Below are 26,525 nucleotides of genomic sequence, written 5' to 3'. Positions count from 1 at the left end.
CAACGTCATCCGCTGCGTTATGTGGACTCCCAATCACACGATCGAGTAGGCGCATCGTTATTGTTCGGGCCTTCAACGTATTGAGTCGAACGTTCGGAGTTCGCTGCAGATCCATGTAATTTGGATACCGAAATATCCATCAATTTCCGTCTAAGGTTGATTGCTGCCAAGCGCCATTAGAAGCGGTTCCCGGCGAAAGGCGATCCCTGATCGGCCCGATTCGAAAATGGCAAAACTGCCAGCTTCGCATTGTTCTGACTATGTACACTCCGCCAGTCGAGGTTTCTATCGATGAGAGATTCATATGGTTCAGTCCGAAACGAAGTAGCGCACACACGAAGTTTTTTAGTGAGTGCGTTTGGCCGCTGCAGAGTTGTTTTCGTTTGTGTACATTCGCGCATCGTCCTGGCGTTGGTGAATCCAATGGTTTGAACGATGCCTTGATTTCAGTTTGCCTTTTCGGGGAGGAATTTTGAAAGGCAGACGAAAACTACAATCTCCGCTCGACTGACATTTATGGTGCTCGAGACTTTTGGCAAGTTGGAACCCCGATCAATAGGGTTCGCTTGTAGCCGTACCGTCTGCCGTCATGATGAAAACGATCCTACCCGGCGTACTTTCCGGGCCACGCGAATGAATGCGGCCGCTCTGCGCCGATTGCCGCGCGAGGCGGCATCACGGCGCCCGGTGCAACCCCAAGTCCTGGAATTCTCATGCTTGCCCTAGTACGTATCGCTCTGCGGCGGCCCTATACGTTTGTCGTCCTGGCGATCCTTATCCTGATCATCGGACCGCTTTCGGCGTTGCGCACACCAACCGATATCTTTCCCGATATCCGCATTCCCGTCATCAGCGTCGTGTGGCAATACACGGGTCTGCCGCCCGATCAAATGGTTGGACGAATCACGTCGCCGTTCGAGCGCTCGCTGACCACGACCGTGAACGACATCCAGCACATTGAAGCAGAGTCGGTGAATGGCTTCGGGATCATCAAGATCTTCTTCCAGCCGGGTGTCAACATCAGCAATGCGAATGCGCAGGTGACCGCCGTTTCGCAGACGCAGTTGCGCCAACTGCCGCCGGGCACCACGCCGCCTTTGATCCTGAACTACAACGCATCGACGGTACCGATCATCCAGCTTGCGCTGTCGGGCAAGGGACTCTCCGAACAAAACCTGGGCGACCTCGGGCTGAATCAATTGCGTCCCGCGCTGGTCACCGTTGCGGGCGCTTCGATACCGTACCCGTTCGGCGGCAAGACCCGTCAGGTGCAGATCGACATCAATCCGGCGGCCCTGCAAGCACGCGGTCTGTCCGCGCAGGACGTCGCGAATGCGCTTGCAAGCCAGAACCTGCTGACGCCTATCGGCACGGAAAAGATCGGCGATCATGAATACACGCTGCAACTCAACAATGCACCGTCCGCAATCAAGGCGCTTGGCGACCTGCCGATCAAGGCGGTGAACGGCACGACTGTTTATATTCACGACGTCGCCAACGTCCGGGACGGCAGCCCGCCGCAGACGAACATCGTGCACGTGGACGGCAAGCGCTCGGTGCTGATGTCGATCCTGAAGAACGGCTCCGTTTCCACACTCGGGATCATCGACGGGATCAAGCAGCATGTGATCGATGCAAAACCTTCCTTGCCCGATGCGCTGCAAATCGCGCCGATCGGCGACCAGTCGTTGTTCGTGCGTGCGGCCATCAGCGGTGTGGCGCGCGAAGGCGTGATCGCGGCGGCGCTTACCAGCCTGATGATCCTGCTGTTCCTCGGAAGCTGGCGTTCGACGGTGATCATCGCGACCTCGATCCCGCTTGCGATTCTCGGTTCCATCGCGACCTTGTCGGCGCTCGGCGAGACGCTCAACATCATGACGCTCGGCGGACTTGCGCTCGCGGTGGGGATTCTGGTCGACGACGCGACGGTGACCATCGAAAATATCAACTGGCACCTGGAGCAGGGCAAGCAGGTTGAAGAGGCCATTCTCGATGGCGCCGCGCAAATCGTCACGCCGGCATTCGTTGCGCTCTTGTGCATCTGCATTGTGTTCGTGCCGATGTTCTTCCTGAACGGCGTTGCGCGCTTTCTCTTCGTGCCCATGGCCGAGGCCGTGATCTTCGCGATGATCTCGTCGTTCATCTTGTCGCGCACGCTCGTTCCCACGATGGCGAAGTATTTGCTGCATCCGCACGATCTCAGCGAAGACGCGCATGAGAAGAAGCGGCCGGGACCTTTGGGACGCTTCCAGCAAGGTTTCGAGCGCCGCTTCGAGAAGGTGCGCGCGGGGTATCACAGCCTGCTCGAACTGGCGCTGAACCATCGCGCGCCGTTCGTGAGTTGCTTTCTCGGCTTCGTGCTGGTTTCGTTCGCGCTCGTGCCTTTGCTGGGCCGCAACTTTTTCCCGGCGGTGGACGCGGGGCAGATCCTGTTGCACGTGCGTGCGCCAGTCGGCGTGCGTGTCGAGAAGACCGCGCAGATCTTCTCGGATGTGGAAGCATCGATCCGGCAGATCATTCCGCCGAACGAACTCAGCACGGTCGTCGATAACATCGGCTTGCCGGTGAGCGGTATCAACCTCGCGTACAACAATACGGGGACCATCGGCTCGCAAGATGGCGACATCCAGATCGCGCTGAACGAAAACCATCATCCAACCGATGACTACGTGAGGCAGATGCGCGAGAAACTGCCGCGGCTTTATCCCGGTGTGACGTTCTCGTTTCCGCCCGCGGACATCATCAGCCAGATCCTGAACTTCGGCTCGCCCGCGCCGGTCGACTTGCAGGTTCGCGGCAACAATCTGCCTGCCAACTTCGCCTACGCGAACCGCCTGCTGCGCGAGATCCGCCGGATTCCAGGCGTCGTCGATGCGCGCATCCAGCAAGCACAAAATTCGCCGACCTTCAACGTTGACGTGGACCGCACGCGTGCGCAACTTCTCGGCATCAACGAACGCGATGTGACGAACAGCCTGGTGGTGAATCTCGCGGGATCGAGCCAGGTTGCGCCGACGTTCTGGCTGAATAACGCGAACGGTGTGTCGTACCCGATCGTGATGCAGACACCGCAATACAGTCTTGATTCGCTTGCGTCGCTGCAGAACCTGCCGATCACATCGAGCCTGCAAAGCAGCGGCCAGATCCTGGGCGGCTTGGCCACCGTGCAGCGCACGAACACCAACGCGGTCGTGAGCCAGTACAACATCCAGCCGATGGTCGAGATCTTCGCGACCACGCAGGACCGCGATCTCGGCGCGGTTGCAGCGGATATTCAACGCGTCGTGCAGGACAATGCGGGTACGCTGCCTAAGGGTTCATCGGTGGCCTTGCTCGGCCAGGTGCAGACCATGAACAGCGCGTTTGCCGGCATGCTGTTCGGGCTGCTGGGCGCGGTCGTGCTGATCTATCTGATTGTCGTGGTCAACTTCCAGTCGTGGGCCGATCCGTTCGTGATCGTCACCGCGTTGCCTGCCGCGCTCGCGGGCATCGTCTGGATGCTGTTCGCAACGCACACCACGCTGTCCGTGCCGGCGCTGACCGGCGCGATCATGTGCATGGGCGTGGCGACCGCGAACTCCATTCTTGTCATCAGCTTCTGCCGCGAGCGTCTTGCCGAGCACGGCGACCCGTTCAAGGCGGCGCTCGAAGCAGGGTTCACCCGCTTCCGGCCGGTGCTGATGACCGCACTCTCCATGATCATCGGCATGGCGCCGATGGCGCTTGCGCTGGGCGAGGGCGGCGAACAGAATGCACCGCTTGGCCGCGCCGTGATCGGCGGCCTGATTTTCGCCACCACCGCGTCGCTGCTTCTCGTCCCGGTGATCTTCTGCATCATTCACTCGCGCCCTGGCCGCGCGATTGCCCCGACACCCGTCACGGGAGGTCCTGCTCATGTCGTCTGAACCTGTTATCAATACTCCGCCCGTGCCGCGCCGACGACTTGTCGTGATCGCCGTAGTGGGGGTTGCGATCGCGTTGATCGTTGTCGCCGCCGGCGTCACGCTGCGTGCCGTCGATGCCCGTAACCTCAAGACCTGGACCGCCGCGCAAACGGTCCCGACCGTGACGGTGATTCATCCGGTCAGTGCCTCGAACGGGCCGACGCTCGATCTGCCTTCGCATCTCGAGGCGTATTCCCGTGCACCGCTGTTTGCGCGCGTGAGCGGTTATCTGAAGTCTTGGAGCGTGGATATCGGCGCGCCGGTCAAGGCCGGGCAACTGCTTGCGGTCATCGAGTCGCCCGAGCTCGATCAGCAGTTGCTTCAGGCGCGTGCCGACCTTGCAAGCGCCCAGGCGAATTCGGCGCTTGCCGGAACGACCGCGAAACGCTGGCAGGCGCTGCTTGGTTCGGACTCGGTCGCGCAACAGGAAGTCGATGAACGCACCGGCGACTACACCGCGAAGAAAGCCACGGTTGCGGCTGCGCAGGCCAACGTGGACCGCTTGCTCGCGACCAAGGGTTTCGAGCGGATCGTCGCGCCGTTCGACGGCGTCGTCACCGCCCGCGATACGGACGTGGGCGCGCTGATCAACGCGGGCAGCGGCGGTATCGGGCAGGAGCTGTTCGTAGTGTCCGACGTCAAGAAACTGCGGGTGTATGTGCAGGTGCCGCAGAGCTACGCGCCCGACGTCCGCAGTGGCACGGCCGCAACGCTCACCGTGCCGGAGTATCCGGGCCAGCATTTCACGGCCCGCGTGATTGCATCGGCGGATTCGGTCAACGTGGCTTCCGGCACGACGCTGGTTCAACTGCTCGTCGATAACACCGACGGCAAGCTCCTGCCCGGCGGCTTCGCAAGCCTGCAATTCAAGCTGCCCGTGCAACAAAACGCGGTACGTGTGCCCGCCAGTTCGCTCGTCTTCGACGCCCGCGGCCTGATGGTCGCCACGCTCGGCGCGAACGGGGAGGTCGTATTCAAGAAGGTGACCATCAACCGCGATTTCGGCGATTCAGTGGAGATCGGTTCGGGACTCGTTGCAACGGATCGCGTGATCGATACACCGCCTGACGGTCTCGTGGATGGCGATCGTGTGCAAGTCGCCAGCACCGCCAAGAAGGTGTCCGCAAATGGCTAGGACGCTTGCGTTACGCGTTCCGGCACTGGCTGCCGCCGCTAGCATCCTTGCCGCTTGCTCGCTGGCGCCCGACTATCACGTGCCGCCTACGCCGGTCGTCGCGCAATACAAGACGACCGGGCCCTGGATCAGCGCGCAACCGGCCGATCAACTGGACCGAAGCGGCTGGTGGAAAAGCTACAACGACGCCGGACTGGACGACCTCGAACAACGCCTGCTCGCGAACAATACGGATCTTGCTGCGGCGCTCGCGCATTACAGGCAGGCGCAGGCGTTCGTGGACCAGGTTTCGGCCGGTCTGTTCCCGAAGGTCACGGCGAGCGCGGTCCCGGACCGCGACCGCCAGTCATACCGGCGGCCATTGCGCGTTGGCGGTCCCAACGACTACAACTCAGCCACATTGAGCGGAGAGATCGATTACGACCTCGACTTATGGGGCCGCGTTCGCGACTCGGTGCAGGCCGGCAAGGATGAAGCGCAGGCATCGAAGGCCGATCTGGCCTCTGTGCAACTGAGCCTGCAGATCCAGCTCGCCGACAGCTACATTCGGCTGCGCGGTCTCGACCAGCAGACGCAACTGCTGAACGACACCGTCAAGGCGTACGCGCGCGCGCTGCAGCTTACGCAAACACTGCATGGCGGCGGGATCGTTTCCGGGCTCGACGTGTCGCGTGCGCAGACGCAGTTGTCCTCGGCGAAGTCGCAGTTGTCGCAGAATCTCGCGCAACGCGCGTTGATTGAACATGCAATTGCGGAACTGATTGGCGCATCGGCGTCCGAGTTCAGTTTGCCGCAGCAAACCGTATCGATCACGTTGCCGGTGATCCCCGCCGGTTTGCCGTCCACATTGTTGCAGCGTCGTCCGGATATCGCCGCAGCCGAGCGCCGCGTGGCGGAGGCGAATGCAAAGATTGGCGTGGCGCGGGCGGCGTATTTCCCGTCGATCACGCTGAGCGTGCAAGGCGGCTTCCAAAGCACGGCGTATGCCGGTTTGATCAGTGCGCCTAACTTGTTCTGGGCAATCGGTCCGCAACTCGTGCAATACGTCTTCGATGGCGGCCTGCGACGCGCGCAGCTCGACACGGCCAAAGCCGCCACCGACGAGGCCGGCGCGCGCTATCGCAGCGTGGTGTTGTCGGCGTTCCAGCAGATCGAAGACAATCTCTCGCTGCTTCAGGATCTTGGTACCGCGCTCGAGCAGCAACGCGATGCCGGCAACTCGGCGCAGCATTCCGTCGATCTGGCGCTGAACCGGTACCGGCAGGGCGCGGTGGGCTATCTCGATGTCGTGCAGGCGCAGACCGCCGCGCTCGACGCCCAGCGCGGGGTGCTCGACATTCAGACGCGGCAGTTGAGCGCGAACGTACAACTTGTCAAGGCGCTGGGGGGCGGATGGTCGAGCGACGAACTGGCGAGCACGGCGCAGGCTCCGGCGCTCGCAGCCGCCGGTCCCAAGGGATGAGCACGCTACGAGGCGCACCAGATGGCGGCCTGGAGGCGCGGCTGGTGCTGAAGAATCCAGGGTGATCCCACACACTCACTTCGGCGCGATGTCACGCTCCACACGCTTGATATGCTGCTCGACATAGAACGCGGCGGCATCGGCGTCGCCCTGGATCACCGCCTCATAGATCAGCCGATGTTCGGCCACATACAGCCGAATGCGGCCTGCGTCGTAGATGCCTTCGTCCTTCAGGCGTTTCCACAACGGCTGGTCCATCGAACTCGCGACTTCATCGGCGATCTTGACCATCAACGCGTCGCCCGTCATCACGGCAAGCTGCCGGTGGAACAACCGGTCGCTGCTGTTCCATAACGCGCGCTGCGCGGGATCGTCGATGTCGTAGACGCTCTCCATCTGATCGAGATAATGTTCGGCGAGGCTGTCGCGCTGGCCACGAACGGCGGCACGGCGCGCGATGGCCGGCTCCAGAACCATCCGTACGTCGAGCGTGGAGCTCGGGCTGAAGTCGGCGGTTTCCGTGCCGTTCGCGCTTCCGTTCGACAGGCGGGCGAACGCGTCACCGCACACGAACGTGCCCGAGTTCCGTTTGGTGACGACCAGCCCTTCGTTCTGCAACGCGCCGATCGCCTCGCGCACGGCGGGACGCCCTACACCGAACAACGCGGCGAGGTCGCGTTCCGAGGGCAGCCGCGACTCGGGCATGAAGCGGCCGGCCGCGATCTCATCGCGAATTTTCTGCGATACCTGTTCATAGATTTGTCTGGGCCGGAACGAGCCGTCCAGTTCGGCGTGCACCGCTGACATTCGTCGATCTCGCTTATCCAAATCAAACTACGTGGTCAAAAGCCAAACCAGAATAGCTCTGCTTATTTTGAAATGGTTGCGGGCATGACCAGTTGTGGCATACATTAACTGGTCTGCAATAAAGACCAGTATAGTCCCACACGGAGTGAAATAAATGAATAAGGCTGTCGCAGGTTTTATGGTCGCCGCAGCGACCCTGGCAAGCATGGGCGCCCACTCGCAAGAGGTGGTGACGATCGGTCATTCGGCGCCGCTGACCGGCCCGCAAGCGGTCAACGGCAAGGACAACGAAAACGGCGCGCGCCTTGCGCTCGAGGATCTGAACAAGAAGGGCGTGACGGTGGCGGGAAAGAAGGTAACGTTCAAACTGGATTCGGAAGATGACCAGGCTGACCCGAAGATTGGCGTTCAGATAGCCCAAAAACTTGCCGATGGTGGCGTGGTCGCCGTGCTCGGGCCGTACAATTCCGGCGTCGCAATTCCCGCGTCGCGCGTCTTCAACACCGCCGGCATCCCCATGCTGCCGGTTGCATCGAATCCCGCGCTGACCACACAGGGCTTCAAGAACATCTTCCGCATTGGCGCAAGCGACGAACAACTCGGCGGCGCCATGGCCGTGTTTGCGAAGAAGACGCTGAAGGCAAAGACGGCAGCGGTTATCGACGATCGCACCGCTTACGGCCAGGGCGTCGCCGAGCAGTTCGTGAACGTGGCGAAGGCGCAAGGCATCCAGATTGTCGACAGCCAGTACACCAACTCCAGCGCAACCGATTTCCTCGGCATCCTGACGAGCATCAAGGCGAAGAACCCCGACGTCATTTTCTTCGGCGGATATGCAGCGCAAGGCGCGCCGATGGCCAAGCAAATGCGCCAGCGCGGATTGCGCGCGAAGCTGCTCGGCGGCGACGGCATCTGTTCCGCCGACATGGGCAAGATCGCGGGCGACGCGGCATCGATCGTGTATTGCGCGCAAGGCGGCACGTCCCTCGAGAAGACTGCTGCGGGGCGTGACTTCGTGAAGCGCTACAAGGACACGTATCACACGGACACGCAGGTCTACGCCGTCAGCTATTACGACGGCATGATGCTGCTCGCCGATGCCATGGTCAAAGCCGGTACCACCACGGACAAGGCCAAGCTGATCGAACAGCTCTCGAAGACGAACTACAAGGGCATCGCGGGAACCTATTCGTTTGACGCCAAGGGCGACCTGAAAGGCGCGCCCACCACCGTGTACGCAATCAAGGACGGCTTGCCGGTCGCTTACGGGCAGTGAGCGGACTGGACGCGAAATGAAAATCACGAATGCAATCAGCACGGTCGAAGTCCATACCGGCGGGGAGGCGTTTCGCATCGTGACGAGCGGCTTGCCGAAGATGCAAGGCAAGACGATCGTCGCGCGTCGCGCATGGCTCAAGGAACACGCTGACCACATCCGCCGCGCGCTGATGTTCGAACCGCGCGGTCACGCCGACATGTACGGCGGTTATCTCACTGAGCCCGTGAGTGAAGGCGCTGATTTCGGCATCATCTTCGTTCACAACGAAGGCTACAGCGATCATTGCGGCCATGGCGTGATCGGGCTTGCAACGGCGGCCGTCGAGCTTGGGTGGATCGAGCGCAAGGAGCCCGAGACCCGCGTGGGTATCGACGCGCCGTGCGGGTTCATCGAGGCGTTCGTGCAGTGGGACGGCAACCACGCAGGCAACGTGCGGTTCGTCAACGTGCCGTCCTTCATCTGGCAACGCGACGTGACGGTGCATACGCCGTCCTTTGGCAGCGTGACGGGCGACATCGCTTTTGGGGGCGCCTTTTATTTCTATACCGACGGCGCGCCTTTCGACTTGCCGATCCGCGAATCTGCGGTCGACAAACTGATCCAGTTCGGCGCTGAGGTGAAGGCTGCGGCCAACAAGGCGGTGAAGGTCGTGCATCCGGAGATTCCCGAGCTGAACCATATCTACGGCACGATCATCGCGAACGAGGCGCGGCACGCGGGTTCGTCGCAGGCGAATTGCTGTGTGTTCGCCGACCGCGAAGTGGACCGGTCGCCTACGGGATCGGGCACGGCCGGCCGCGTCGCGCAACTGTACTCGCGCGGTTTGCTGGGACGCGATGAAACGCTCGTCAACGAGTCGGTGATCGGCACCGTGTTCAAAGGCCGCGTGCTGAGCGAAACGAAGCTCGGTCCCTTCGACGCCGTCATTCCCGAAATCGAAGGCAACGCATATATCTGCGGGTTCGCGAACTGGATCATAGACGATCGCGATCCGCTCACCTACGGCTTCCTGGTGCGATGAACATGATCCGATTTTTCGATGAACAAGAGACCGCGGCGCTGCTTCCTTATCCCGAACTCGTGGCTGCCTTGAGCATTGCGGTAACGGAATATGGCGCAGGAAAGATCGTGAGCCCGGAAAGACAAGTCGTTCCGTTGCAGGCGAAGGCCGTGATGTTGTCGATGCCCGCAAGCGCCTCGGATCTCGCCATTCACAAGCTCGTGAACGTATGTCCGGGAAACGGCGCAATGGGATTGCCGACCATTCACGGGCAGGTTACGGCATACGATTCGATCACCGGACAGGCGCTTTTCACGCTCGATGGCCCGACGGTCACAGGCAGGCGGACCGCCGCAATCTCGGCGCTTGGTATCCGGAGTCTTGCACGCAGCGTGAAAGCGATCCTGCTGATCGGCACCGGCAAGCAGGCAAGCAATCATGCCGAAGCGTTTGCCGCGCTGTTTCCTGATGCCACGCTTTACGTGAAAGGTTCATCGCTGGAATCGGCCCAGCGTTTTGCGGCGGCCCGCAACGCAATGGTGGCGCTCGATAACGACGCCGTGCCGGATGATATCGATGTAGTCGTCACGCTCACGACAAGCAGGAAGCCGGTTTATCACGATGCCGCGCGTGTGGCACGGCTGGTCGTTGGTGTCGGTGCATTCACGCCGGACGGGGCGGAGATTGCGGCGTCCATCGTGCATGGCAGCGATGTGATTGTGGACGATCCCGCCGGGGCGAAACACGAAGCGGGAGATCTGATCCAGGCAGGCATCGACTGGACCGCGGTTGGGGCGCTGGCTGCAGTTATTGGTGGATCATGGAGCAGGTCTGCTGATCGGCCCGTGGTGTTCAAGAGCGTCGGATGCGCCGCTTGGGATCTGGCCGCGGCGCGGTTGGCGCGTGAGCGGCTGTCGCAGGAGTGACAAGGCGCATCGGGCGCGCTTTAGCAGGACTGTTCATCCCGGCAGCAACGTAATCCCGAAACGCGGTGCGGCATCGATCATCCGCTTGATGTCTTCGGGTTGCGGCGGGGTAGGTGTGACAGGACCCGTTTGCGCATGGGCGCATGAATCGACGAAATCGTCGAAGCCGGCGGGCGTACAGACCAGCATGTATCGCGAGGGCAGGTCCGTGTTGTTCGCCAGCCGATGCGGCACGTTTCGCGGCAGGAGCGCAGTCTCGCCGGCATGCACGCTGACCTGCTGTCCGTCGATGGTGACATCGACCACACCTTCCAGCACCGTGATGGTCTCTTCCTCGCGGTCATGGACATGCAACGGCGTTGCCCGGTGAGGAGGTCCGAAGATCTCCATCATGCAGAAGACGCCGGCGGTGTCTTTTCCGGAAATCAGCAGGCGTACGCGCGTGCCGGCAAAGTTGTACTCGGGCGCTTGAGTGTTCAGCACGAACATGATGTTCCTCTTGAATTGATCACACGACCTTCACTATAGGCCGCGCGTCGTTCAAGAAATATAGCCGCCGCTGCCGTAACATTCACGGCAACATACCGTGAATTTCCGATGAAAAACCTCAGACAATTCATGAGTTTTGCAGCGGTTGCCAGGAACGGCAGTTTCGCGGCAGCCGCGCGTGAACTGGGTCTCGCGCCGTCGTCGGTCGCGAAAAGCGTGGCGCGTCTGGAAAGCGATCTCCGCGTGCGCCTGTTCCACCGGACAACGCGAGCGGTTCGTCTCACAGAGGAAGGCGATGCGCTGTTCGCGCGCTGCGCACGCGTGCTGGAAGAGATCGAATCGCTGGAATTATCGGCCACGCAATCGCCCGAAGCGCCTTCAGGAACCCTGCGTATTGGTGCGCCAATAGGCTATGGAACCCGCAAGATCGTGCCCGTTCTCAATCGTTTGCTCGCAGCGCATCCGCTGCTCAACGTCGACATGCGCCTGACCGACGAGCGTGTGAACCCGGTGAACGAAGGGCTGGACGCCGTGGTGCGACTCGGCACGCTGGACGACTCGGGCCTGGTTGCACGCACGATCGATCGTCAGCATCTGGTGCTATGCGCAAGCCCCGCGTATGTGACCGCGAATGGCGCACCGCGGTCAGTCGCAGAGGTAGACGAGCGTCCTGTCATAGTGTTCAGGATGCCTACCAATGGGCGAGATCGCCCGCTTGAATTCATCGTCGATGGGAAGAACATCCAACTGCGCCCCCGCTCAAGGTTTTCGCTAAGTCACGGCGACGCCATGGTCGAAGCGCTGCTTGACGGTGCGGCGATCGCTCAAGTGCCCGAGCACATGGTCGAGCGTCACATCAGGGAGGACACGCTTGTTGAGTTATTGCCCGAATTCCGCCCTGCGCCGCTCGCGGTCAACGTCGTGACGCCCGGCGCGCGGATGATGCCGACGCGAGTGCGTGTGTTTATCGATGCGGTGGTGTCCGCGTTCAATCCATGAAACTGCTTGAAAGCGGGTAAACCCGCTTCAAGATTTCGAGAGCTGTCCTGATGGCCGCTCCGCCACGCTCGACACACTCAAACTGACCAGCACGCCGCAATGGGAGCGAATGTACGCGGCCGTCGAGCGGGAGCGGCTCGGATATGGACACGGCGGAAACGGATCTGCATATCGATCTGCTTTCGCATTGTCCGAATCGCGAGATCGTCCAGGCGCTCGCGCGCACGCATGTGCTGTTCGTGCCGACGCGTTATCTTGCGGACCCTTACTTGAGCATACCGGGCGAGCTTATCGACAACGCGTTTGCCGAGCACCTGCGCATAATCGATGCGCTCCTTGGAAACAAGCCGGCGCGCGCTGCAAAGGAACTGCAAAAGCATCTGGACGAAGCCGATACCCGCTGGATGCTGCGTTTCGATCTCGTCAGCCGCCTTGAACAGCCGGAACTGCCGTCTTATCTGAGCGCGATCGTTTCGTGAAGCTGGTACGGACCGCGCTGTTGTTTCTGCAAATTCGGCCTCATATGGGTAAGCTCTTGCGATGTCGCGTGCGCAATGACCGCGCCCCAAATTTCAACACCTACGCCAGCCGATAAACTGTTCCGGCAGCGATTTGTCGTGGCAGGATAGCGGGGTCGTTGCTACGACCATCCGGCGTTCATTGTAAAAAGTGCAAGTATGGAAACAGGTGATATGAGCCTCCTTCCCGAGGCGCACGCTGAATTACTGTGTTATGTCGTCGCCACGGCAGCGGCGACGTACGCGCTCACGAGTGACTGGCGCGTGGATCATGTCGTGATCGCATGCCGGTCATGGCTTTCGAGCAACCACCTCCATTTACCGTGGCTCGACCGTGTTCGCCTTGGGCAGCTCGCGTTGCAAATTGCACAACGCGATCTGATCGGCGTCGGCATTGCGTTGAAACGCGCCGATGTGCAGGGCCTTTTCACCGGCGACATGAAACTGAACCCGGCAAGTACCGTTGTTCAGCGGATGTTGCAGGTGTGCCGCCATGCGCTGGAGGATCATCGGTTTGCCTGAACGCGGACCGGCCGTCATGCGCCGGCCCAGCGAGGGCATCGAACTATTAGCTGACCGCGTAACGCTCCAGCCAGTGCGCGTAGGGCGCCGGCAGCGTCCAGGCCGCACGTTCGATCCCCAGCTTCTTCGCCGCGTAGTACGGCCAGTGCGGATTGGCCAGATGCGCGCGGCCTACCATCACGAGGTCGAGCTGGTTGTCGCGAACGGTGCCATCGGCGAGTTCGGGGGTATCGATTCCCCACGCCGATGCAACCGGAAGCTGCGCTTCACGACGTACGCGCTCGGCGACAGGCGCAAGGAACGCCGGCGCCCACGGAATGTTCGCGGTCGGCGTCGAGAACCCGACGCTGACGCTGAGCAAATCCAGACCACCACGCTTGAAATTGCGGGCCAGTTCGATGGACTCTGCAAGCGTCTCCTCATCACGTCCGTCGTATTCGATCACGCCGAAACGCGCCGTCAGCGGCAGATGCTCGGGCCACACTTCGCGCACCGCGGCAAGCGTTTCCAGCAGGAAGCGGCTGCGGTTTTCAAGGCTGCCGCCGTAAGCGTCATCGCGCTGGTTCGAATGCGTCGAGAAGAAACTCTGGCCCAGATAGCCGTGCGCGAAGTGCAGTTCCAGCCACTCAAAGCCTGCATCACGAGCGCGCTTTGCAGCGGCCACGAAATCCTGGCGCACGCGCGCGATATCGTCGAGCGTCATGGCTTTCGGCACCTTGGACAAGCCGCCGCCAAACGCAACCGCCGACGGCGCGATGGTCGTCCAGCCGCGTGGATCGCTTTCCGCGATATGGTCGTCGCCTTCCCACGGACGGTTGGCGCTCGCCTTGCGGCCCGCGTGACCGATCTGGATGCCGGGCACGGCGCCTGCCGCCTTGATGGACGCCACCACCGGCACGAAGGCTTGCGCCTGTTCGTCGTTCCAAAGTCCCGTGCAGCCCGGCGTAATGCGGCCTTCCGGCGACACCGCCGTCGCTTCCACGATCACGAGTCCGGCGCCCCCACGCGCAAGCGCAGCCAGATGCACGCGATGCCAGTCGTTGATCAGCCCGTCGTCGGCCATGTACTGGCACATTGGCGGAACGGCGATGCGGTTGCGAAGGGAAACGTCTTTCAGCTTGAACGGCTCAAACAATGTCGGCATCTGCGAGGCTCCAAAAAATGCGCTGTTTTGATAGTTCGATAAAAATCGAATAACCGGAGTATCGCAGAATCCTTTACCATTTGCTTTATGCGCAACTATAACCATCCTGCCCCCAAGGACTTCGCCCTCGAGCGGATTTTCAATGCTCTTAGTGACCCGGTGCGTCTGGACATCGTGCGGCATCTGGCGCGCGTCACCGAGGCCACGTGCGGCGAACTGGACGGCGGCCGCCCGAAGTCGAGCATGTCGCATCACTTCAGGATCTTGCGCGACGCGGGTCTCGTGCAGACGCGGGTGGCCGGCACGGTTCACCAAAATACGTTGCGGCTCGATGAACTGGAAAGCCGGTTCCCTGGCCTGATGAAGGCCATTCTGGAACACTTGCTGGTAGAGGAGATGGCCTAAGGGCGTCGCGCAGATTCAGATCATGCTGCGCGAGGGAGCGCAGTATCGGAAAATATGATCAGTCATCCTTACCACGCTGGAATGCCTTTACGATTTCAGCCTTGTGCGCGTGGTAGAACGCCATGTTCTCGGCGCTGGGGATCTTGGCTTTATCGACGTATTTCGCCTGCTTTGGATCGGCGAGCATTTCGTCTGTCATCTGCACGCGCATCAGGACGATCGCGCCGAGCGCGGCCTGACGCGGAGTCAGGCCGTGTCTGTCGAGCGCGGCCTTGCTCGCGGGCGTCTTTGCAATCGACGCGCTCATTGCATCGATCGATGACAGCATCGCCGCGGCCTTTTTCGGATCATTTTCTTCGGCCCGCGCGCCGCCTTCAGCGGCGGCTGCTTCGAAGCGCTTGAGGAAGTCGTCAGTGAGCGTGAAGTTTTGAACCTCTTTCTGATCCGCGGGCGTGAGTGCGCGGGCGGGAAGGGAGGTTGCGAGCGCCACTGCAGGGAACACAATGACGCTCGCAAGCTTCAACAACCGTTTGATACGGCTTTTCATCACAACGCTCCTCTCAGGCATGCCGGCACGGCCGTCTCCGGCAATTCAGTTGATCTTCAGTTGACCTTCAATTGACCACCGCGGCCCAGTCCACCTTGAACGTCCTGCGCCTTGTAGCTGCGCAGGGCGACGACCATCTTGTTGTAGGCATCGATAAACGCCGCCACCGTCGCCTTGCCTTCCGGCGTCTTCGAAAAGCCGCCCAGACCGCCCGCAGCGCCGCCGCCCAGTCCCGACAACGCCGCGCCATAGTTGGTCGCCGTCGCGTTACCTTCGGCGGCTGAAATCTGGACCGCCGAGCGTACGTCGAACAGCGTCAGGGTCACGACGGACGCCCGGCTCTGCATGCCGCCCGCCAGCCTGGCAATCGCAGCATTGCCGACCAGGCCACCGAGCACGCCGGTGACGCCGCCAATGGCCGAGTCGTTGATGACGATCTGTGGTTCCATGTAGTAATCGGCCGCGACGCGCTGTCCTTTCTGCTGTTTCGATCCCGCCCGATATTCCCCCGAATTGCGCTGCAGCGACGTGATGCGCGAAATGCGCGCATCGGATTTCTGGTTGCCGATGGACGTGATCACAAAGCAGTTCGACTGCTGTACCGCGAGCCGCAGCAACGGGTCGATCGACGTCACTTGCGTGGCGCTGCCGAACGCGCCGAACCAGTCGGCGTTGCGGCCGTCATCGACCGCGATCGTCCCGAGGGGCGCAGTGCAACGTTCAAGCGTTTCATCGGCGCCGGCGCTCGTCGCGCCACCCGCTGCGCCCGAGACACCCGCGCTCTGACCGCCCGTGGATACCATGCCGCCGCAAGCGCTTAGCGATACCGTCAGGAGGACCGCAAGTACTTTTTTCACGCCGGGAAATTCTGAACTGAGAGTCATGTTATTAGCTGCGTTGTGAGTGATCGGCATGCGACTCGCCCGGCTTCGCGAGAAGCCGCAACCAGCCGTCTAAAAAAAGGAATGCTTAGTATCCGTACCAGCTACGCTGCTGCCAGCGACCGTAGTACGGGTAGCCCGAAGACCAATAGCCGTAATAGACTGCTCGCCATTCGGTTTGCCATTTGTAGTAGGTCTCCTCTGACTTCTTTGCAGCTCTCGCTTGCTCAAGAAGTTTGCGCGACTCAGCATCGCCTCGCCCCGATGCAATCAGCAGCCATTTCTCGGCCTCGCGGGGATCTGATCCCATCTCTTCGGGCCCGAACAAATAGAAATTTCCCAGCGCTTTCTGCGCTTCGAGATCGCCGCCTTCAGCGGCCTTTCGCATCCACACAAGCGCTTGATAACTATCCTGACGCACACCGTCGCCGCGGAAATACCGGAGCCCCAGGTCGTAGGCCGCGCGAGGCTCTTTTTGCGCCGCCGACTCAAGCGCGGTGATGCGGCCATCGGTGTCCGCGTCATTGCCGTTTCCTGATGCCCCGAACGACACCTGACTTTTTGAGCGGTTGCTGCAACCCTGGTCGTCGCAAATCCGGACTTGATCGCTGTGTGACGGATTTTGGGCACAGGCTTCCAGCGCCAGGGCGGCGCACAGCGCCAGCCAGCGAGACTTCATCTTGATCCCCGATGCGCTTTGTTTATTGAAACACTTTAGCCTGACGAATAAGCCTGACGCATAAGGCGAGAAAATGGTAACAGCGAGGCGGCGATCCAATTTGCCTCACAGTCTCCAAAACCTGCCTGAGCGTCTCAAAAGCGGCGAATCAATCAAGCTTTCCGAGTACCTCTTTTAATGAGCCAGCGTATTGGGCTGTATCGGTGGGACTAGAAGCGGATTTCTCAAACGAAGATCCCCGGTCGCGCGCCTCACGGGGCGAATAGCCGAATGCCTGGCGAAATGTCCGGCTGAAGTGCGAATCACTTTTAAAGCCGTATCCGAAAGCAAGGGTGGAAATCCGATAACCCGCACCAGCCGGGCTTTCGAGTATCTGGCGGATTTTGTCGAGCCGACGTTGTTGAATGTACGAAACAACGCCCGATTCACGACTAAACAACCGGTAAAGCTGTGCGCGGGAAATGCCGACATCGCGGCAAATCAATGAGGGTGTGAGATCGGCCGATTTTAGGTTTGCATCGATAATCCGGCGCACCCGGTTAAAGACAGTTTGATTGATCTCGTTTTCCGCGTCCGCCAATGTTGCGATACATGGCGCGAGGGCGGCCGAAACCATGGCGAGCGTCGCTTGTTCCACATAAGGCATTTCCGCTGGCGCCAGGTTGGGCAACTGCCTGCGCAGCGCATGCATGTGATCGCCGAGCAGCGTGCTGAGCGCGCCTTCCAGTACGGTTCCGTGCAGGTTCGCCGACTTGATGCGCGGATCGAGAAGATCACGTGCGATCGTCAATATGATCGTGTCGCCGGCAATGATCTCCGAATCGAGTTCCCGCGCGAGATCGAGGATATAAATCTTCGACGGCTCTGCATTGATCGTCGCCCGGGCGGCATATCCCGACAATGAATGTGTAATGCCGAGACAAAGGTAGAAGTGATCCAGTCCATCCCGTCGAATCATTTGCGACGGACGTTTGACGCTATAGGCAACCGGATCATCCTCACCTGCCCACGTGCCGCATCCCATTAACAGCGAACCGATGTAACCGGTCGACAAATTGTAGTTAAAACGCTGGGAAGCCGGTTTTTCGATGCCCACGTCGAATATCGCATTGACTTCGTCCCGCCATACGTCGAACCGCTGGTCCTCGGAATAGGCGTCTGTCGAGAAATGGAAAAGATAAGGATTCAAATTTGAACTCCGAAGTCATGCCTGCACGAAGGGAAGTGATGAATACCATGTGAACGAATCTGAATAAGCCATTACGAAACGCATTATCCGTTTCTTACAGTATTTGTGCAGACCGCGCGGCTTTCGTTGAGCGCGGAACGTTGGCGAGATCAAAAACAGACAAGGGTAAACCCCCTCTATCCGGCGTGTTTTTGTGCTCATCTAATAAAAATGAATGTTGTTGACGACGTACATTTATCCTGAGCGATGCGCTGTCGCCCGTCGTCACCGCCATAGCACTTGCATTACACCGCACCCCATTCAAACGAAGGAGCAAAACGATGGCCAAGGAAATCCTGGTGGCATTTGGTATTGACGTGGACGCTGTTGCCGGATGGCTCGGTTCATACAGCGGCGAGGATTCACCCGACGATATTTCCCGGGGCCTGTTCGCGGGCGAAGTCGGATCGATGCGCCTGCTCAAGCTCTTCGAGCGCGAAAAGATCAGGACAACGTGGTTCATTCCAGGTCATTCCATCGAAACATTCCCGGAGCAGATGAAAGCCGTCGCGGACGCCGGACACGAGATCGGCATTCACGGCTACAGCCACGAGAACCCGATCGCGATGACACCGGAACAGGAAGAGGCCGTGCTCGATCGCAGCATTGAACTGGTGACGCAGTTGTCCGGCCGTCGCCCGACCGGATACGTGGCGCCGTGGTGGGAGTTCAGCCCGGTATCGAACGAGTTGCTGGTCAAGAAGGGCATCAAGTACGACCACAGCCTGATGCACAACGACTTCCACCCGTACTACGTGCGCGTGGGCGATACGTGGACCAAGATCGACTACAGCAAGCATCCGAGCGCGTGGATGAAGCCGCTCGTACGCGGTCAGGAAACCGATCTGGTCGAGATTCCGGCGAACTGGTATCTCGATGACCTGCCGCCAATGATGTTCATCAAGAAGTCGCCCAACAGCCACGGCTTCGTGAACCCGCGTGATATCGAGCAGATGTGGCGTGATCAGTTCGACTGGGTGTATCGCGAGCATGACGACTACGCCGTGTTCCCGATCACCATTCACCCCGACGTTTCCGGCCGCCCGCAAGTGCTCCTGATGCTCGAGCGGCTGATCGAGTACTTCCGTGGTCACGAAGGGGTGCGGTTCTGCACCTGCGACGAAATCGCCGACGACTTCCTGGCCCGCTTCCCGCGCGGCAAATAATCCGCTGCACCCACTCTTCGAAGAGAGCCATGATGAAAGAAAATCCGCTCGCTGCGTCCGGATTCAAGCTGGAAAAGATCCTGCCGGTCGATGTCAAACGCGCCACCATCGTCGCGTTTTTCGCCTGGGTGTTCGCTGTCTACGACTTCATCTTGTTTGGCACGCTGTTGCCGGAGATCGGCAAGCACTATGGCTGGGATGCCGCGATGCAAGCCGAGATCGCGACGCTGGTTGCCATCGGCACGGCAGTGATCGCGTTTGCGATTGGACCGGTGCTCGACCGTGCCGGGCGCAAGGCGGGACTGCTCTGGACGGTGGCGGGCGCGGCCCTGTGTTCTGGCCTGACGGTTGTCGGCGGAGCGCTCGGACAATGGCCGCTCGTGCTGATCCGCTCGCTTTCGGGCCTGGGCTACGCCGAGGAAACCGTGAATGCAACCTACCTCAACGAGCTGTATTCGGCCGCCAACGATCCGCGCCTGAACCGCAACAAGGGCTTTATTTATAGCCTCGTGCAAGGCGGCTGGCCGATCGGTGCACTGATTGCGTCGGGACTGACGGCCGTGCTGTTGCCGCGCATCGGCTGGCAGGGCTGCTTCATCTTCGCGACGTTTCCTGCCATCGTGATCTTCTTCATGACGCGCCGCCTCAAGGAGAGCCCGCAATTCCTGCTGCACAAGCGCATCAAGACTTTGCGCGAATCAGGCGATGATCGCGGTGCACGAGCGCTCGCCGGCGAGCATAGCGTGGATTACGAGCAGCACAGCCGCGCCGGGCTGCGTGAAGCGTTTCGCGGTACGTCGCTGCGCGCGACGCTCGTGCTGGGCGGCGGGATCCTGCTGAATTGGTCCGCCATCCAGGTCTTCAGCGTGCTCGGCACCACCGTGCTCACGCGCGTGCACAACGTGTCGTTCGAGAACTCGCTCTTGATCCTCGTGCTGTCGAACGTGATCGGCTACTGCGGGTATCTGAGCCACGGCTGGATTGGCGACAAGATCGGCCGCCGCAATACGCTTGCAATCGGCTGGATGCTCGGCGGGCTCGCATTCGCCGGCATGCTGCTCGGGCCGAGCAGCACGGGCGTGGTGGTCGCGTTGTACAGCCTCGGGCTCTTCTTCCTGATCGGGCCGTATTCGGCGGCGCTGTTTTTTATCGGAGAAAGTTATCCGACGTCCATTCGCGGCACGGGCAGCTCGATCGTCCACGCGATGGGTCCAATCGGCGCGATTCTCGCGGGCGTCGGCGTCACCGCGATGCTCAACCACGGCGGCGACTGGATGCACGCTGCGATCTGGTTCGGCGCGGTGCCGTGCTTCCTGTCCGGCGTGCTGATCTTCTTTGCAAAACACGTCAATCCCGAGGAAATCAGATGAGCGCGGAACAACGGGTACAGAAAGAAGGAGTGCGGCGCGTCGCGATCGTGACCGGTGCGGCAAGCGGGATTGGCCAGGCGCTTGCCGTCGCTTACGCAAAGGCGGGCGTGGCGGTGGTCGGCGGTTATTTTCCCGGCGATCCGCACGATCCTTCGCAGACGGAACAAGCGGTGCGCGAGGCGGGCGGCGAGTGCGTGATGCAGCCGGTCAACGTGACGTCGGCTGACGAAGTCGAGGCCTTCGCCACGCTCGCCGTGGAGCGTTTCGGCAGGCTTGACTACGCGGTCGCCAACGCGGGCTTGCTGCGCCAGGCGGCGCTCACCGAGATGAGCGACAACCAGTGGTTCGAGATGCTCGACGTCGACCTGAGCGGCGTGATGCGGACCTTCCGCGCGGCGGCGCGTCATATCGAGGATCATGGTTCGATGGTCGCGGTTTCATCCATTGCCGGGGGTGTGTACGGTTGGGAACACCATGCGCATTATTCTGCTGCGAAAGCAGGCGTGCCGGGTCTGTGCCGGGCGGTCGCAATGGAGCTGGCTCCGCGCGGTGTGCGCTGCAACGCCGTGATTCCCGGGCTGATTGAAACACCCCAATCGCTCGATGCCGTCAACTCGCTCGGTCCCGATGGCCTGCGCGAGGCGGCGCGCACGATTCCGTTAAAACGAGTCGGGCGGCCCTCCGAGATCGCGGCGCTGATCCGCTTCCTGACAAGCGATGACGCGTCCTACATCACGGGCCAGTCGATCATCGCCGACGGCGGCCTTACCGTGCGCTGGCCGGGCTAGGGAGAATTCGAATGACCACTTTGTTTTCACTCGATAGCCGCCGCGCGGTCGTCACGGGCGCGGCGAGCGGCATTGGCGCGGCGATTGCAAAGCTGTATGCATCGGCGGGGGCGCGCTTGCTGCTTGCCGATCGCGACGCGGCGCGCCTTGCGATTCAGGCCGATCTATGTCGCGCGGCCGGTGCAACCGTGGAAACGGTGCAGGCCGACGTGGGCGTTGAAGCGGAGGCGAACCGCATTATCGATACATGTATTGAAGCGTTCGGCGGCATCGATATCCTCGTGAACAACGCCGGCATGCTCACCCAGGCGCGCTGCACGGACCTCACGACCGAGATGTGGGACGACATGATGCGCGTCGACTTGCGCAGCGTATTCTTGTGTACGCGGCGCGCGCTGCCGTTCATGACCGCGCAACGCTGGGGCCGCGTGATCAACATTGCGTCGCAGCTCGGCATCAAGGGCGGCGCGGAGCTGTGCCATTACTCGGCGGCGAAGGCGGGCGTGATCGGCTTTACGAAATCGCTCGCGCTGGAAGTGGCGCCCGACAACGTGCTCGTCAACGCAATCGCGCCGGGACCGATCGAGACGCCGCTCGTGGATGGCATCAGCGAAGCGTGGAAAAAAGCCAAGTCCGCAGAATTGCCGTTGCGCCGTTTCGGTCTTGCTGATGAGGTTGCGCCGACGGCTTTGCTGCTGGCGTCCGATCCCGGCGGCAATATTTTCGTGGGCCAGACGCTTGGACCGAATTCCGGCGATGTCATGCCGTGATGCATCACTGATCTTCAGGAGGAACAAGCATGTGCGGCATGTGCGGACTGCTTGGCGGCGGTAACCATTGGTCGAACACGACCGCGCCGGTGGCAGGCGCGAACCCGCGGCGCCAGCGCCTTATCCAGGCCGCGCTCGCCAATCGCGTGCTGGTGCCGTTGCGGCTGAAACTCGATGACTTTCACGGGCAGTCGTTCCTGTTGTCGTCGCCCACGGGCGCGAGCGAACTGGTCAGTGATTTCTCTCAAGTGTGGCGAGTCGCCGAGCGCATGCTCGGGCGGCCGCTCGATCCACTGACGCTCTTCACCGACATCGGTAACGACAAGGCCGCCCCATGAGCCTCGCTTACGACATCCTGCCGCTCACACTCGTGACGGGCTTTCTCGGCAGCGGAAAATCGACCTTGCTCGCCGATGTCCTGCAAGGCGACGCCGCGCGTGACACGGCGGTCCTCGTCAACGAGTTCGGCGATGTCGGCCTGGACCATCTGCTGATAGGTGAAGTCGATGCACGCACCGTCCTGCTCGATAACGGTTGCGTCTGCTGCTCCATTCGCGGGGAGTTGAAAGACGCGCTCGCCACGCTTTTTTCACAGCGCGCGCGTGGCGACGTGCCGCCGTTCTCTCGCGTGGTGCTGGAGACAACGGGACTGGCGACGCCTGCGCCGATCATCGCAACCTTGCTCGCCGATCCGGTGATCCGCAGCCACTATGCGCTCAACGCGACGATTACCGTGGTCGATGCAGTGAACGCGCACGAGCAGCACGCACGGTATCCGGAATGGCTCGCGCAAGTAACGGCGGCCGACCGCTTGCTGATCAGCAAACCGGATCTCGTCGATGAACTCCGGCTCACGGAACTGGCCCGCATGCTCACGGCGCTCAACCCGGCTGCGGACGTGCTGATCCGCGGCGATGCAGCGACCGCACAGGGCGTGGATGGCCATCACGGGCGGGCGCTCCTCGACATGCTGTTTGCATCGGCGAGTTCCATCGATCTGATCGGGCGGATTGGCGGCGCCCAGCGTCGCGCTGCTGTGAAAGGCGCGCTTGCGCATCGCGGCGAGCAGGCATCGACCATTCAATCCTTCTGCATGCAGGTCGATATACCTCTCGACTGGCAGGTCTTCACCCTCTGGTTCACGATGCTTCTCAACCGTCACGGTGATAAGATTTTGCGTGTGAAGGGGCTGCTCTGCATTGCAGACTCGGACCGTCCGGCCGTGCTGCATGCGGTGCAGCATCTCGTTCATCCCGTGCTGCATCTGGATGCATGGCCGCCGGCGGGCGAGGGTCCGCGGCGCTGTTCCCGACTCGTGTTCATCACCGAAGGTCTCGGCCGCGACGCAATAGAAGCGTCGTATGCGCGGTTCCAACACCATCTGGAAGAAGCCGTTCATTGAAAGCGAAGCCAGCGTCGCCCAAGTCCAGTTCTCCCGCCTCGGCCGCGATTCATCCGGCGAAAGTCGAATTGCGCGTGCTCGGCACTACCGTCACGTTGCAGGAACATATCCGCAAGCAGGCCGAGCAGGAGCTTGGCATCAAGTTGCGGTTTATCGTCGACGATGGTTTTGCGGTCCAGCGCGCGGGCGTCATGCATCCCGATCGCTACGAAGTCTACGACCAGTGGTTTCACAGCATCGACTGCCTGTGGCCGGCGCGTGCGCTGCAGCCCATTGATGTCTCGCGTATCCGCCGCTGGGACGAGATCAATTCCCTGCCGCGAACTGGCCAGCTCGCCAATCACGCGTGTACCAACGCGGGCAGCGTGCCCGTCGACCGGCTTTACGTGCAGCCCGATAACTCGCTCGCGCGCACGCCCACGGAGCGCATCAGCATGTTGCCGCTCACGCATAACGCCGACAGTTTCGTTTATCTGGAAGACGCATTGCCGCCCGCGCTGCAAGGCACGCCGGAAAGCTGGGCGTGGCTGCTCGCGCCCGAACTGAGCGGCCGGGTCGCGCTGCAGGCGGACGCGGCGATTGGCGCCATCGATGCCGCCCTTGCCGTCGAAGCCGCCGGGCTGATGAAGTTCGCCGATATCGGCAACCTGAGCATCGAGGAGATCGACGCGTTGATCGATACGCTGATCGGTTTCAAGCAGCGCGGGCATTTCGCGGGCTTCTGGTCCACCTTCGCCGAGGCCGCGCAACTGATGATTGCGAACAAGGTCGCGATCCAGAGTATCTGGTCGCCGGCGACCGTGGAACTCGAGCGCGCGGGGCTGCGCTTCCGGCTGGCGAGTCCGCAGGAGGGGTATCGCGCGTGGTTCGGCGGCATGGCGCTTTCGCGTCTCGCGCGCGGCCGGGTGCTGGACGCCGCTTATGAGTACCTCAACTGGTGGCTCGACGGCTGGGCCGGCGCGACCATGGCGCGGCAAGGTTTCTACATCTCGAACCCCGAACGTTCACGCGAGCATCTTGACGACGCAGAATGGGCTTACTGGTACGATGGCAAGCCCGCGGCCGCCGAACTTCCCGGACCGGTCAGCCGGCATCTGGTGGCCGCCGGCCAGCAGCGCGACGGCGGCAACTACATGGCGCGCATGGGCCGTATCGCCGTGTGGGATTCCGTGATGGACGAGCATAATTACCTGGTGCGACGCTGGAACGATTTCATGCGCGCCTGATGGAACAACGCCGGCAGCAACCATGATCCAACGATGACAAGAAGCGCACGCGGCGCGCTCAAGCAGCCGGGCCGCACTGAAAAATCCGACATCCGCGCGCCACACTCGATGGCAGGGTCTGCGTCTGGGTCTGTGTCCGATCCTGCGCAGGAAACATCGGGCGACACCGACACGCGGCTGCGCTACCGGCTGATCCACGACCAGTTGAAAAGCGCGATTGCGCTTGGCCGTATCGCGCCCGGGCTCGTGCTCCTCGAAGGACCTGTCGCGCGTATTTTCGGCACGAGCCGCGTGCCTGTGCGCAAGGCGTTCGAGATGCTGCACGCCGGAGGTTTGCTGCATACCTTCGAAGGGCGCGGTTACCTCGTTGTCCATCCCGATGGCCGCATCCCCGATCCCGTCCGGGCACCGCTTTCGGAAGCCGCGCTCGGTTTCGAGGAGGCACAGGCGCCGCTCGAACTGCCGTCCAACAGCGAGCGGATCTATCACGCGCTGGAAGCGGCCGTTTCGATTGCGGTTGCATTCGGGCATTATCGGATCGATGAAAGCCTTGCTGCCGAGGTGTTCGGCGTCAGCCGTGGCGCCGTACGCGAAGCACTGAGCCGGCTGCGCGATTTTGGTCTCGTTGAAAAATCCGCGTACTCTCACTGGCTTGCCGGCCCGCTGACCGCGCGGGCGGTGGCTCAGGATTACGAGCTGCGTGTATTGCTCGAACCCGCGGCGTTGCGCGCCGGCTATGCGAAGCTTTCACGCGAGACGATCGACGCTGCGTGTGATGAAATTGAACGGGCGATCCTCGATCCTGATTCGATTGATGCCGATGGCCTTCAGCAACTCGAAACCACCTTGCACGTGGACTTTTTGCAGCATGCACCCAACAAGAAGCTGCTGGTCACTATCGACCGGGCGCTGATGCCGCTCACGGTGAATCATGCGTTTTTCAACGCGTTCAATCTGCATCCGGAACTTGCTACGCTGATCGAGCATCGCGCGGTTTTATTCGCGCTGCGAGACGCAGATATCGATACCGCCGCGCGGGCGCTCCTGCTGCACCTGCATGCGGCGCAGAAGCGGACCTTGCAGCGGCTCAAGGTGCTAGCGGTGCTGCCCGAACCCGACCTGCCTTTGTATATGCAGCGGATCGTTTAGCGCGCGTGGCCATGAAATGCCGTTCAACCGGGAGACGCCCTTGAAAACGCTGACGGAGCAACTCACTCAATACGCGGCCTATCATCGCGACCGTCGTAACGTCGCCACGCATTTCGTAGGCATTCCCATGATCGTCCTTGCGCTCGCGGTGCTTCTCAGCCGGCCCGTGTGGATGACCGCCGTGCTGCCGTTTGCGCTTTCGCCGGCGTGCGCCTTGTTCCTCGCGGCGACGCTCTACTATCTTGTCCTCGATATCCAGCTTGGCGTGATCATGGCGATCGTTTCCGTGCTGTGCCTGGCCGCCGGGCAATGGCTCGCCGCACAGTCCACGGTTGTCTGGCTGGTCACGGGGGCAGGGCTCTTCCTGACTGGATGGGCGCTGCAGTTCGTGGGACATATGGCGTATGAGCATCGCAAGCCGGCTTTCGTGGACGATGTCATCGGCCTGATGATCGGGCCTTTGTTCGTGCTGGCCGAAGCGCTGTTCCGGTTTGGCTGGCGTCCCGCCTTGCATCGCGCGATCAGGGCGGATGAGCGTGATTGAGCGCTACCGGGTCGTATAGACGCAAGAGCACTACAACGTCCCTTCAATGCGCGCATTGCGCAGTCATTCTCGAATCTCGTCACCCGTTCGTGTTTGCCGGAACGTAGAGCCAAAACTCGTGCCGCCATCCAGGCTTGTGCCGTCC

Annotated in this window: 26 protein-coding genes; 19 read left to right on the top strand and 7 right to left on the bottom strand. The window is 61.3% G+C overall.

The genetic code is table 11. The features are described from left to right. The first annotated feature begins 713 nt into the window (after positions 1 to 713). From AX768_RS21145 to AX768_RS21135, 3 genes are read left to right on the top strand one after another with little or no spacing between them, the layout of a single operon-like run. Complete coding sequence (locus tag AX768_RS21145; RefSeq protein WP_062001968.1) at positions 714 to 3,905, top strand: efflux RND transporter permease subunit; 3,192 nt, start codon at positions 714 to 716, stop codon at positions 3,903 to 3,905. Beyond that, positions 3,895 to 5,079, top strand: coding sequence for an efflux RND transporter periplasmic adaptor subunit (locus AX768_RS21140; protein WP_062001967.1), 1,185 nt, complete (start codon positions 3,895 to 3,897; stop codon positions 5,077 to 5,079). Before AX768_RS21145 ends, AX768_RS21140 begins: the two co-directional genes overlap by 11 nt. Further along, positions 5,072 to 6,541 carry an efflux transporter outer membrane subunit gene (locus tag AX768_RS21135; RefSeq protein WP_062001966.1) on the top strand — a complete coding sequence of 490 codons (1,470 nt, stop codon included), beginning with the start codon at positions 5,072 to 5,074 and terminating at the stop codon, positions 6,539 to 6,541. The genes AX768_RS21140 and AX768_RS21135 overlap by 8 nt, the downstream gene beginning before the upstream one ends. A gap of 75 nt (positions 6,542 to 6,616) precedes the next feature. On the opposite strand, the gene AX768_RS21130 is transcribed toward AX768_RS21135, so the two are convergent. Further along, positions 6,617 to 7,348 carry a FadR/GntR family transcriptional regulator gene (locus AX768_RS21130; protein ID WP_062001965.1) on the bottom strand — a complete coding sequence of 244 codons (732 nt, stop codon included), beginning with the start codon at positions 7,346 to 7,348 and terminating at the stop codon, positions 6,617 to 6,619. Between the two features lie 178 nt (positions 7,349 to 7,526). On the opposite strand from AX768_RS21130, the gene AX768_RS21125 reads away from it, so the two are divergent. The 3 genes from AX768_RS21125 to lhpI are packed head-to-tail and all read left to right on the top strand — an operon-like array spanning position 7,527 to position 10,553. Continuing rightward, complete coding sequence (locus AX768_RS21125) at positions 7,527 to 8,624, top strand: branched-chain amino acid ABC transporter substrate-binding protein (protein ID WP_372237038.1); 1,098 nt, start codon at positions 7,527 to 7,529, stop codon at positions 8,622 to 8,624. Positions 8,625 to 8,640: 16 nt separating this feature from the next. Continuing rightward, entirely contained in the window at positions 8,641 to 9,648 is a 1,008-nt protein-coding gene (gene lhpH / locus AX768_RS21120) for a trans-3-hydroxy-L-proline dehydratase (protein ID WP_062001963.1), read from the top strand. Positions 9,649 to 9,650: 2 nt separating this feature from the next. After that, positions 9,651 to 10,553, top strand: a complete 903-nt coding sequence (gene lhpI, locus AX768_RS21115; RefSeq protein ID WP_231941446.1) for a bifunctional Delta(1)-pyrroline-2-carboxylate/Delta(1)-piperideine-2-carboxylate reductase — start codon at positions 9,651 to 9,653, stop codon at positions 10,551 to 10,553. Between the two features lie 33 nt (positions 10,554 to 10,586). On the opposite strand, the gene AX768_RS21110 is transcribed toward lhpI, so the two are convergent. Then, complete coding sequence (locus tag AX768_RS21110) at positions 10,587 to 11,042, bottom strand: cupin domain-containing protein (RefSeq protein ID WP_062001961.1); 456 nt, start codon at positions 11,040 to 11,042, stop codon at positions 10,587 to 10,589. A gap of 108 nt (positions 11,043 to 11,150) precedes the next feature. Between AX768_RS21110 and AX768_RS21105 the strand changes: the two genes are divergently transcribed. From AX768_RS21105 to AX768_RS21095, 3 genes are all read left to right on the top strand, one after another. Beyond that, on the top strand, positions 11,151 to 12,041 hold the full coding sequence (locus tag AX768_RS21105; protein ID WP_062001960.1) for a LysR family transcriptional regulator: 891 nt from the start codon (positions 11,151 to 11,153) through the stop codon (positions 12,039 to 12,041). Positions 12,042 to 12,184: 143 nt separating this feature from the next. Beyond that, a complete protein-coding gene (locus tag AX768_RS21100; protein WP_082778975.1) occupies positions 12,185 to 12,520 on the top strand; it encodes an FCD domain-containing protein in 336 nt (111 codons plus the stop codon). A gap of 198 nt (positions 12,521 to 12,718) precedes the next feature. After that, a complete protein-coding gene (locus tag AX768_RS21095) occupies positions 12,719 to 13,081 on the top strand; it encodes a hypothetical protein (protein WP_062001959.1) in 363 nt (120 codons plus the stop codon). A gap of 46 nt (positions 13,082 to 13,127) precedes the next feature. Here the strand turns inward: AX768_RS21095 and AX768_RS21090 are convergent, their stop codons facing one another. Next, the gene (locus AX768_RS21090; protein WP_062001958.1) at positions 13,128 to 14,225 is read right to left on the bottom strand and encodes an NADH:flavin oxidoreductase/NADH oxidase; all 1,098 of its coding nucleotides are present in this window, start codon (positions 14,223 to 14,225) and stop codon (positions 13,128 to 13,130) included. A gap of 87 nt (positions 14,226 to 14,312) precedes the next feature. On the opposite strand from AX768_RS21090, the gene AX768_RS21085 reads away from it, so the two are divergent. Beyond that, a complete protein-coding gene (locus AX768_RS21085; RefSeq protein ID WP_062001957.1) occupies positions 14,313 to 14,630 on the top strand; it encodes an ArsR/SmtB family transcription factor in 318 nt (105 codons plus the stop codon). Positions 14,631 to 14,688: 58 nt separating this feature from the next. On the opposite strand, the gene AX768_RS21080 is transcribed toward AX768_RS21085, so the two are convergent. The 4 genes from AX768_RS21080 to AX768_RS21065 all read right to left on the bottom strand — a co-directional run bounded on the left by AX768_RS21080 (position 14,689) and on the right by AX768_RS21065 (position 17,926). After that, positions 14,689 to 15,177 (bottom strand): hypothetical protein, encoded by a 489-nt coding sequence (locus AX768_RS21080; protein ID WP_086382654.1) that lies wholly within the window; start codon positions 15,175 to 15,177, stop codon positions 14,689 to 14,691. Positions 15,178 to 15,233: 56 nt separating this feature from the next. Next, a complete protein-coding gene (locus AX768_RS21075; RefSeq protein WP_372237037.1) occupies positions 15,234 to 15,980 on the bottom strand; it encodes a hypothetical protein in 747 nt (248 codons plus the stop codon). A gap of 166 nt (positions 15,981 to 16,146) precedes the next feature. Continuing rightward, on the bottom strand, positions 16,147 to 16,737 hold the full coding sequence (locus tag AX768_RS21070) for a tetratricopeptide repeat protein (RefSeq protein ID WP_062001954.1): 591 nt from the start codon (positions 16,735 to 16,737) through the stop codon (positions 16,147 to 16,149). Positions 16,738 to 16,885: 148 nt separating this feature from the next. Next, the gene (locus AX768_RS21065; protein WP_062001953.1) at positions 16,886 to 17,926 is read right to left on the bottom strand and encodes a helix-turn-helix domain-containing protein; all 1,041 of its coding nucleotides are present in this window, start codon (positions 17,924 to 17,926) and stop codon (positions 16,886 to 16,888) included. Between the two features lie 320 nt (positions 17,927 to 18,246). Between AX768_RS21065 and AX768_RS21060 the strand changes: the two genes are divergently transcribed. From AX768_RS21060 to AX768_RS21020, 9 genes are all read left to right on the top strand, one after another. After that, complete coding sequence (locus tag AX768_RS21060; RefSeq protein ID WP_062001952.1) at positions 18,247 to 19,131, top strand: polysaccharide deacetylase family protein; 885 nt, start codon at positions 18,247 to 18,249, stop codon at positions 19,129 to 19,131. 29 nt (positions 19,132 to 19,160) lie between these two features. After that, positions 19,161 to 20,501, top strand: a complete 1,341-nt coding sequence (locus tag AX768_RS21055) for an MFS transporter (protein ID WP_062001951.1) — start codon at positions 19,161 to 19,163, stop codon at positions 20,499 to 20,501. Then, positions 20,498 to 21,289, top strand: coding sequence for an SDR family NAD(P)-dependent oxidoreductase (locus tag AX768_RS21050; protein ID WP_062001950.1), 792 nt, complete (start codon positions 20,498 to 20,500; stop codon positions 21,287 to 21,289). The genes AX768_RS21055 and AX768_RS21050 overlap by 4 nt, the downstream gene beginning before the upstream one ends. 11 nt (positions 21,290 to 21,300) lie before the next feature. Then, complete coding sequence (locus tag AX768_RS21045; protein WP_062001949.1) at positions 21,301 to 22,059, top strand: SDR family NAD(P)-dependent oxidoreductase; 759 nt, start codon at positions 21,301 to 21,303, stop codon at positions 22,057 to 22,059. Positions 22,060 to 22,088: 29 nt separating this feature from the next. Continuing rightward, entirely contained in the window at positions 22,089 to 22,397 is a 309-nt protein-coding gene (locus AX768_RS21040; protein ID WP_062001948.1) for a hypothetical protein, read from the top strand. After that, a complete protein-coding gene (locus tag AX768_RS21035) occupies positions 22,394 to 23,461 on the top strand; it encodes a CobW family GTP-binding protein (RefSeq protein ID WP_062001947.1) in 1,068 nt (355 codons plus the stop codon). Before AX768_RS21040 ends, AX768_RS21035 begins: the two co-directional genes overlap by 4 nt. Before the next feature lie 74 nt (positions 23,462 to 23,535). After that, positions 23,536 to 24,687 carry an ABC transporter substrate-binding protein gene (locus AX768_RS21030; RefSeq protein WP_082779036.1) on the top strand — a complete coding sequence of 384 codons (1,152 nt, stop codon included), beginning with the start codon at positions 23,536 to 23,538 and terminating at the stop codon, positions 24,685 to 24,687. A gap of 33 nt (positions 24,688 to 24,720) precedes the next feature. Next, positions 24,721 to 25,836 carry a GntR family transcriptional regulator gene (locus AX768_RS21025; RefSeq protein ID WP_082778974.1) on the top strand — a complete coding sequence of 372 codons (1,116 nt, stop codon included), beginning with the start codon at positions 24,721 to 24,723 and terminating at the stop codon, positions 25,834 to 25,836. A gap of 40 nt (positions 25,837 to 25,876) precedes the next feature. Further along, positions 25,877 to 26,380: an Mpo1 family 2-hydroxy fatty acid dioxygenase gene (locus AX768_RS21020; RefSeq protein WP_062002387.1), complete on the top strand. Its 504-nt coding sequence runs from the start codon at positions 25,877 to 25,879 to the stop codon at positions 26,378 to 26,380. Positions 26,381 to 26,525 lie beyond the last annotated feature (145 nt).

This window comes from Burkholderia sp. PAMC 28687 (assembly GCF_001577465.1).
Taxonomy (GTDB): Bacteria; Pseudomonadota; Gammaproteobacteria; order Burkholderiales; family Burkholderiaceae; genus Caballeronia.
This window is presented reverse-complemented; position numbering and strand designations above follow the sequence as displayed.

Excerpts from the sequence above, each read along its gene's own strand:
- AX768_RS21145 (WP_062001968.1), top strand. The coding sequence starts at position 714 with ATGCTTGCCCTAGTACGTATCGCTCTGCGGCGGCCCTATACGTTTGTC.
- AX768_RS21140 (WP_062001967.1), top strand. The coding sequence starts at position 3,895 with ATGTCGTCTGAACCTGTTATCAATACTCCGCCCGTGCCGCGCCGACGA.
- AX768_RS21135 (WP_062001966.1), top strand. The coding sequence starts at position 5,072 with ATGGCTAGGACGCTTGCGTTACGCGTTCCGGCACTGGCTGCCGCCGCT.
- AX768_RS21130 (WP_062001965.1), bottom strand. The coding sequence starts at position 7,348 with ATGTCAGCGGTGCACGCCGAACTGGACGGCTCGTTCCGGCCCAGACAA.
- AX768_RS21125 (WP_372237038.1), top strand. The coding sequence starts at position 7,527 with ATGGTCGCCGCAGCGACCCTGGCAAGCATGGGCGCCCACTCGCAAGAG.
- lhpH (WP_062001963.1), top strand. The coding sequence starts at position 8,641 with ATGAAAATCACGAATGCAATCAGCACGGTCGAAGTCCATACCGGCGGG.
- lhpI (WP_231941446.1), top strand. The coding sequence starts at position 9,651 with ATGATCCGATTTTTCGATGAACAAGAGACCGCGGCGCTGCTTCCTTAT.
- AX768_RS21110 (WP_062001961.1), bottom strand. The coding sequence starts at position 11,042 with ATGTTCGTGCTGAACACTCAAGCGCCCGAGTACAACTTTGCCGGCACG.
- AX768_RS21105 (WP_062001960.1), top strand. The coding sequence starts at position 11,151 with ATGAAAAACCTCAGACAATTCATGAGTTTTGCAGCGGTTGCCAGGAAC.
- AX768_RS21100 (WP_082778975.1), top strand. The coding sequence starts at position 12,185 with ATGGACACGGCGGAAACGGATCTGCATATCGATCTGCTTTCGCATTGT.
- AX768_RS21095 (WP_062001959.1), top strand. The coding sequence starts at position 12,719 with ATGGAAACAGGTGATATGAGCCTCCTTCCCGAGGCGCACGCTGAATTA.
- AX768_RS21090 (WP_062001958.1), bottom strand. The coding sequence starts at position 14,225 with ATGCCGACATTGTTTGAGCCGTTCAAGCTGAAAGACGTTTCCCTTCGC.
- AX768_RS21085 (WP_062001957.1), top strand. The coding sequence starts at position 14,313 with ATGCGCAACTATAACCATCCTGCCCCCAAGGACTTCGCCCTCGAGCGG.
- AX768_RS21080 (WP_086382654.1), bottom strand. The coding sequence starts at position 15,177 with ATGAAAAGCCGTATCAAACGGTTGTTGAAGCTTGCGAGCGTCATTGTG.
- AX768_RS21075 (WP_372237037.1), bottom strand. The coding sequence starts at position 15,980 with ATGGTATCCACGGGCGGTCAGAGCGCGGGTGTCTCGGGCGCAGCGGGT.
- AX768_RS21070 (WP_062001954.1), bottom strand. The coding sequence starts at position 16,737 with ATGAAGTCTCGCTGGCTGGCGCTGTGCGCCGCCCTGGCGCTGGAAGCC.
- AX768_RS21060 (WP_062001952.1), top strand. The coding sequence starts at position 18,247 with ATGGCCAAGGAAATCCTGGTGGCATTTGGTATTGACGTGGACGCTGTT.
- AX768_RS21055 (WP_062001951.1), top strand. The coding sequence starts at position 19,161 with ATGATGAAAGAAAATCCGCTCGCTGCGTCCGGATTCAAGCTGGAAAAG.
- AX768_RS21050 (WP_062001950.1), top strand. The coding sequence starts at position 20,498 with ATGAGCGCGGAACAACGGGTACAGAAAGAAGGAGTGCGGCGCGTCGCG.
- AX768_RS21045 (WP_062001949.1), top strand. The coding sequence starts at position 21,301 with ATGACCACTTTGTTTTCACTCGATAGCCGCCGCGCGGTCGTCACGGGC.
- AX768_RS21040 (WP_062001948.1), top strand. The coding sequence starts at position 22,089 with ATGTGCGGCATGTGCGGACTGCTTGGCGGCGGTAACCATTGGTCGAAC.
- AX768_RS21035 (WP_062001947.1), top strand. The coding sequence starts at position 22,394 with ATGAGCCTCGCTTACGACATCCTGCCGCTCACACTCGTGACGGGCTTT.
- AX768_RS21025 (WP_082778974.1), top strand. The coding sequence starts at position 24,721 with ATGACAAGAAGCGCACGCGGCGCGCTCAAGCAGCCGGGCCGCACTGAA.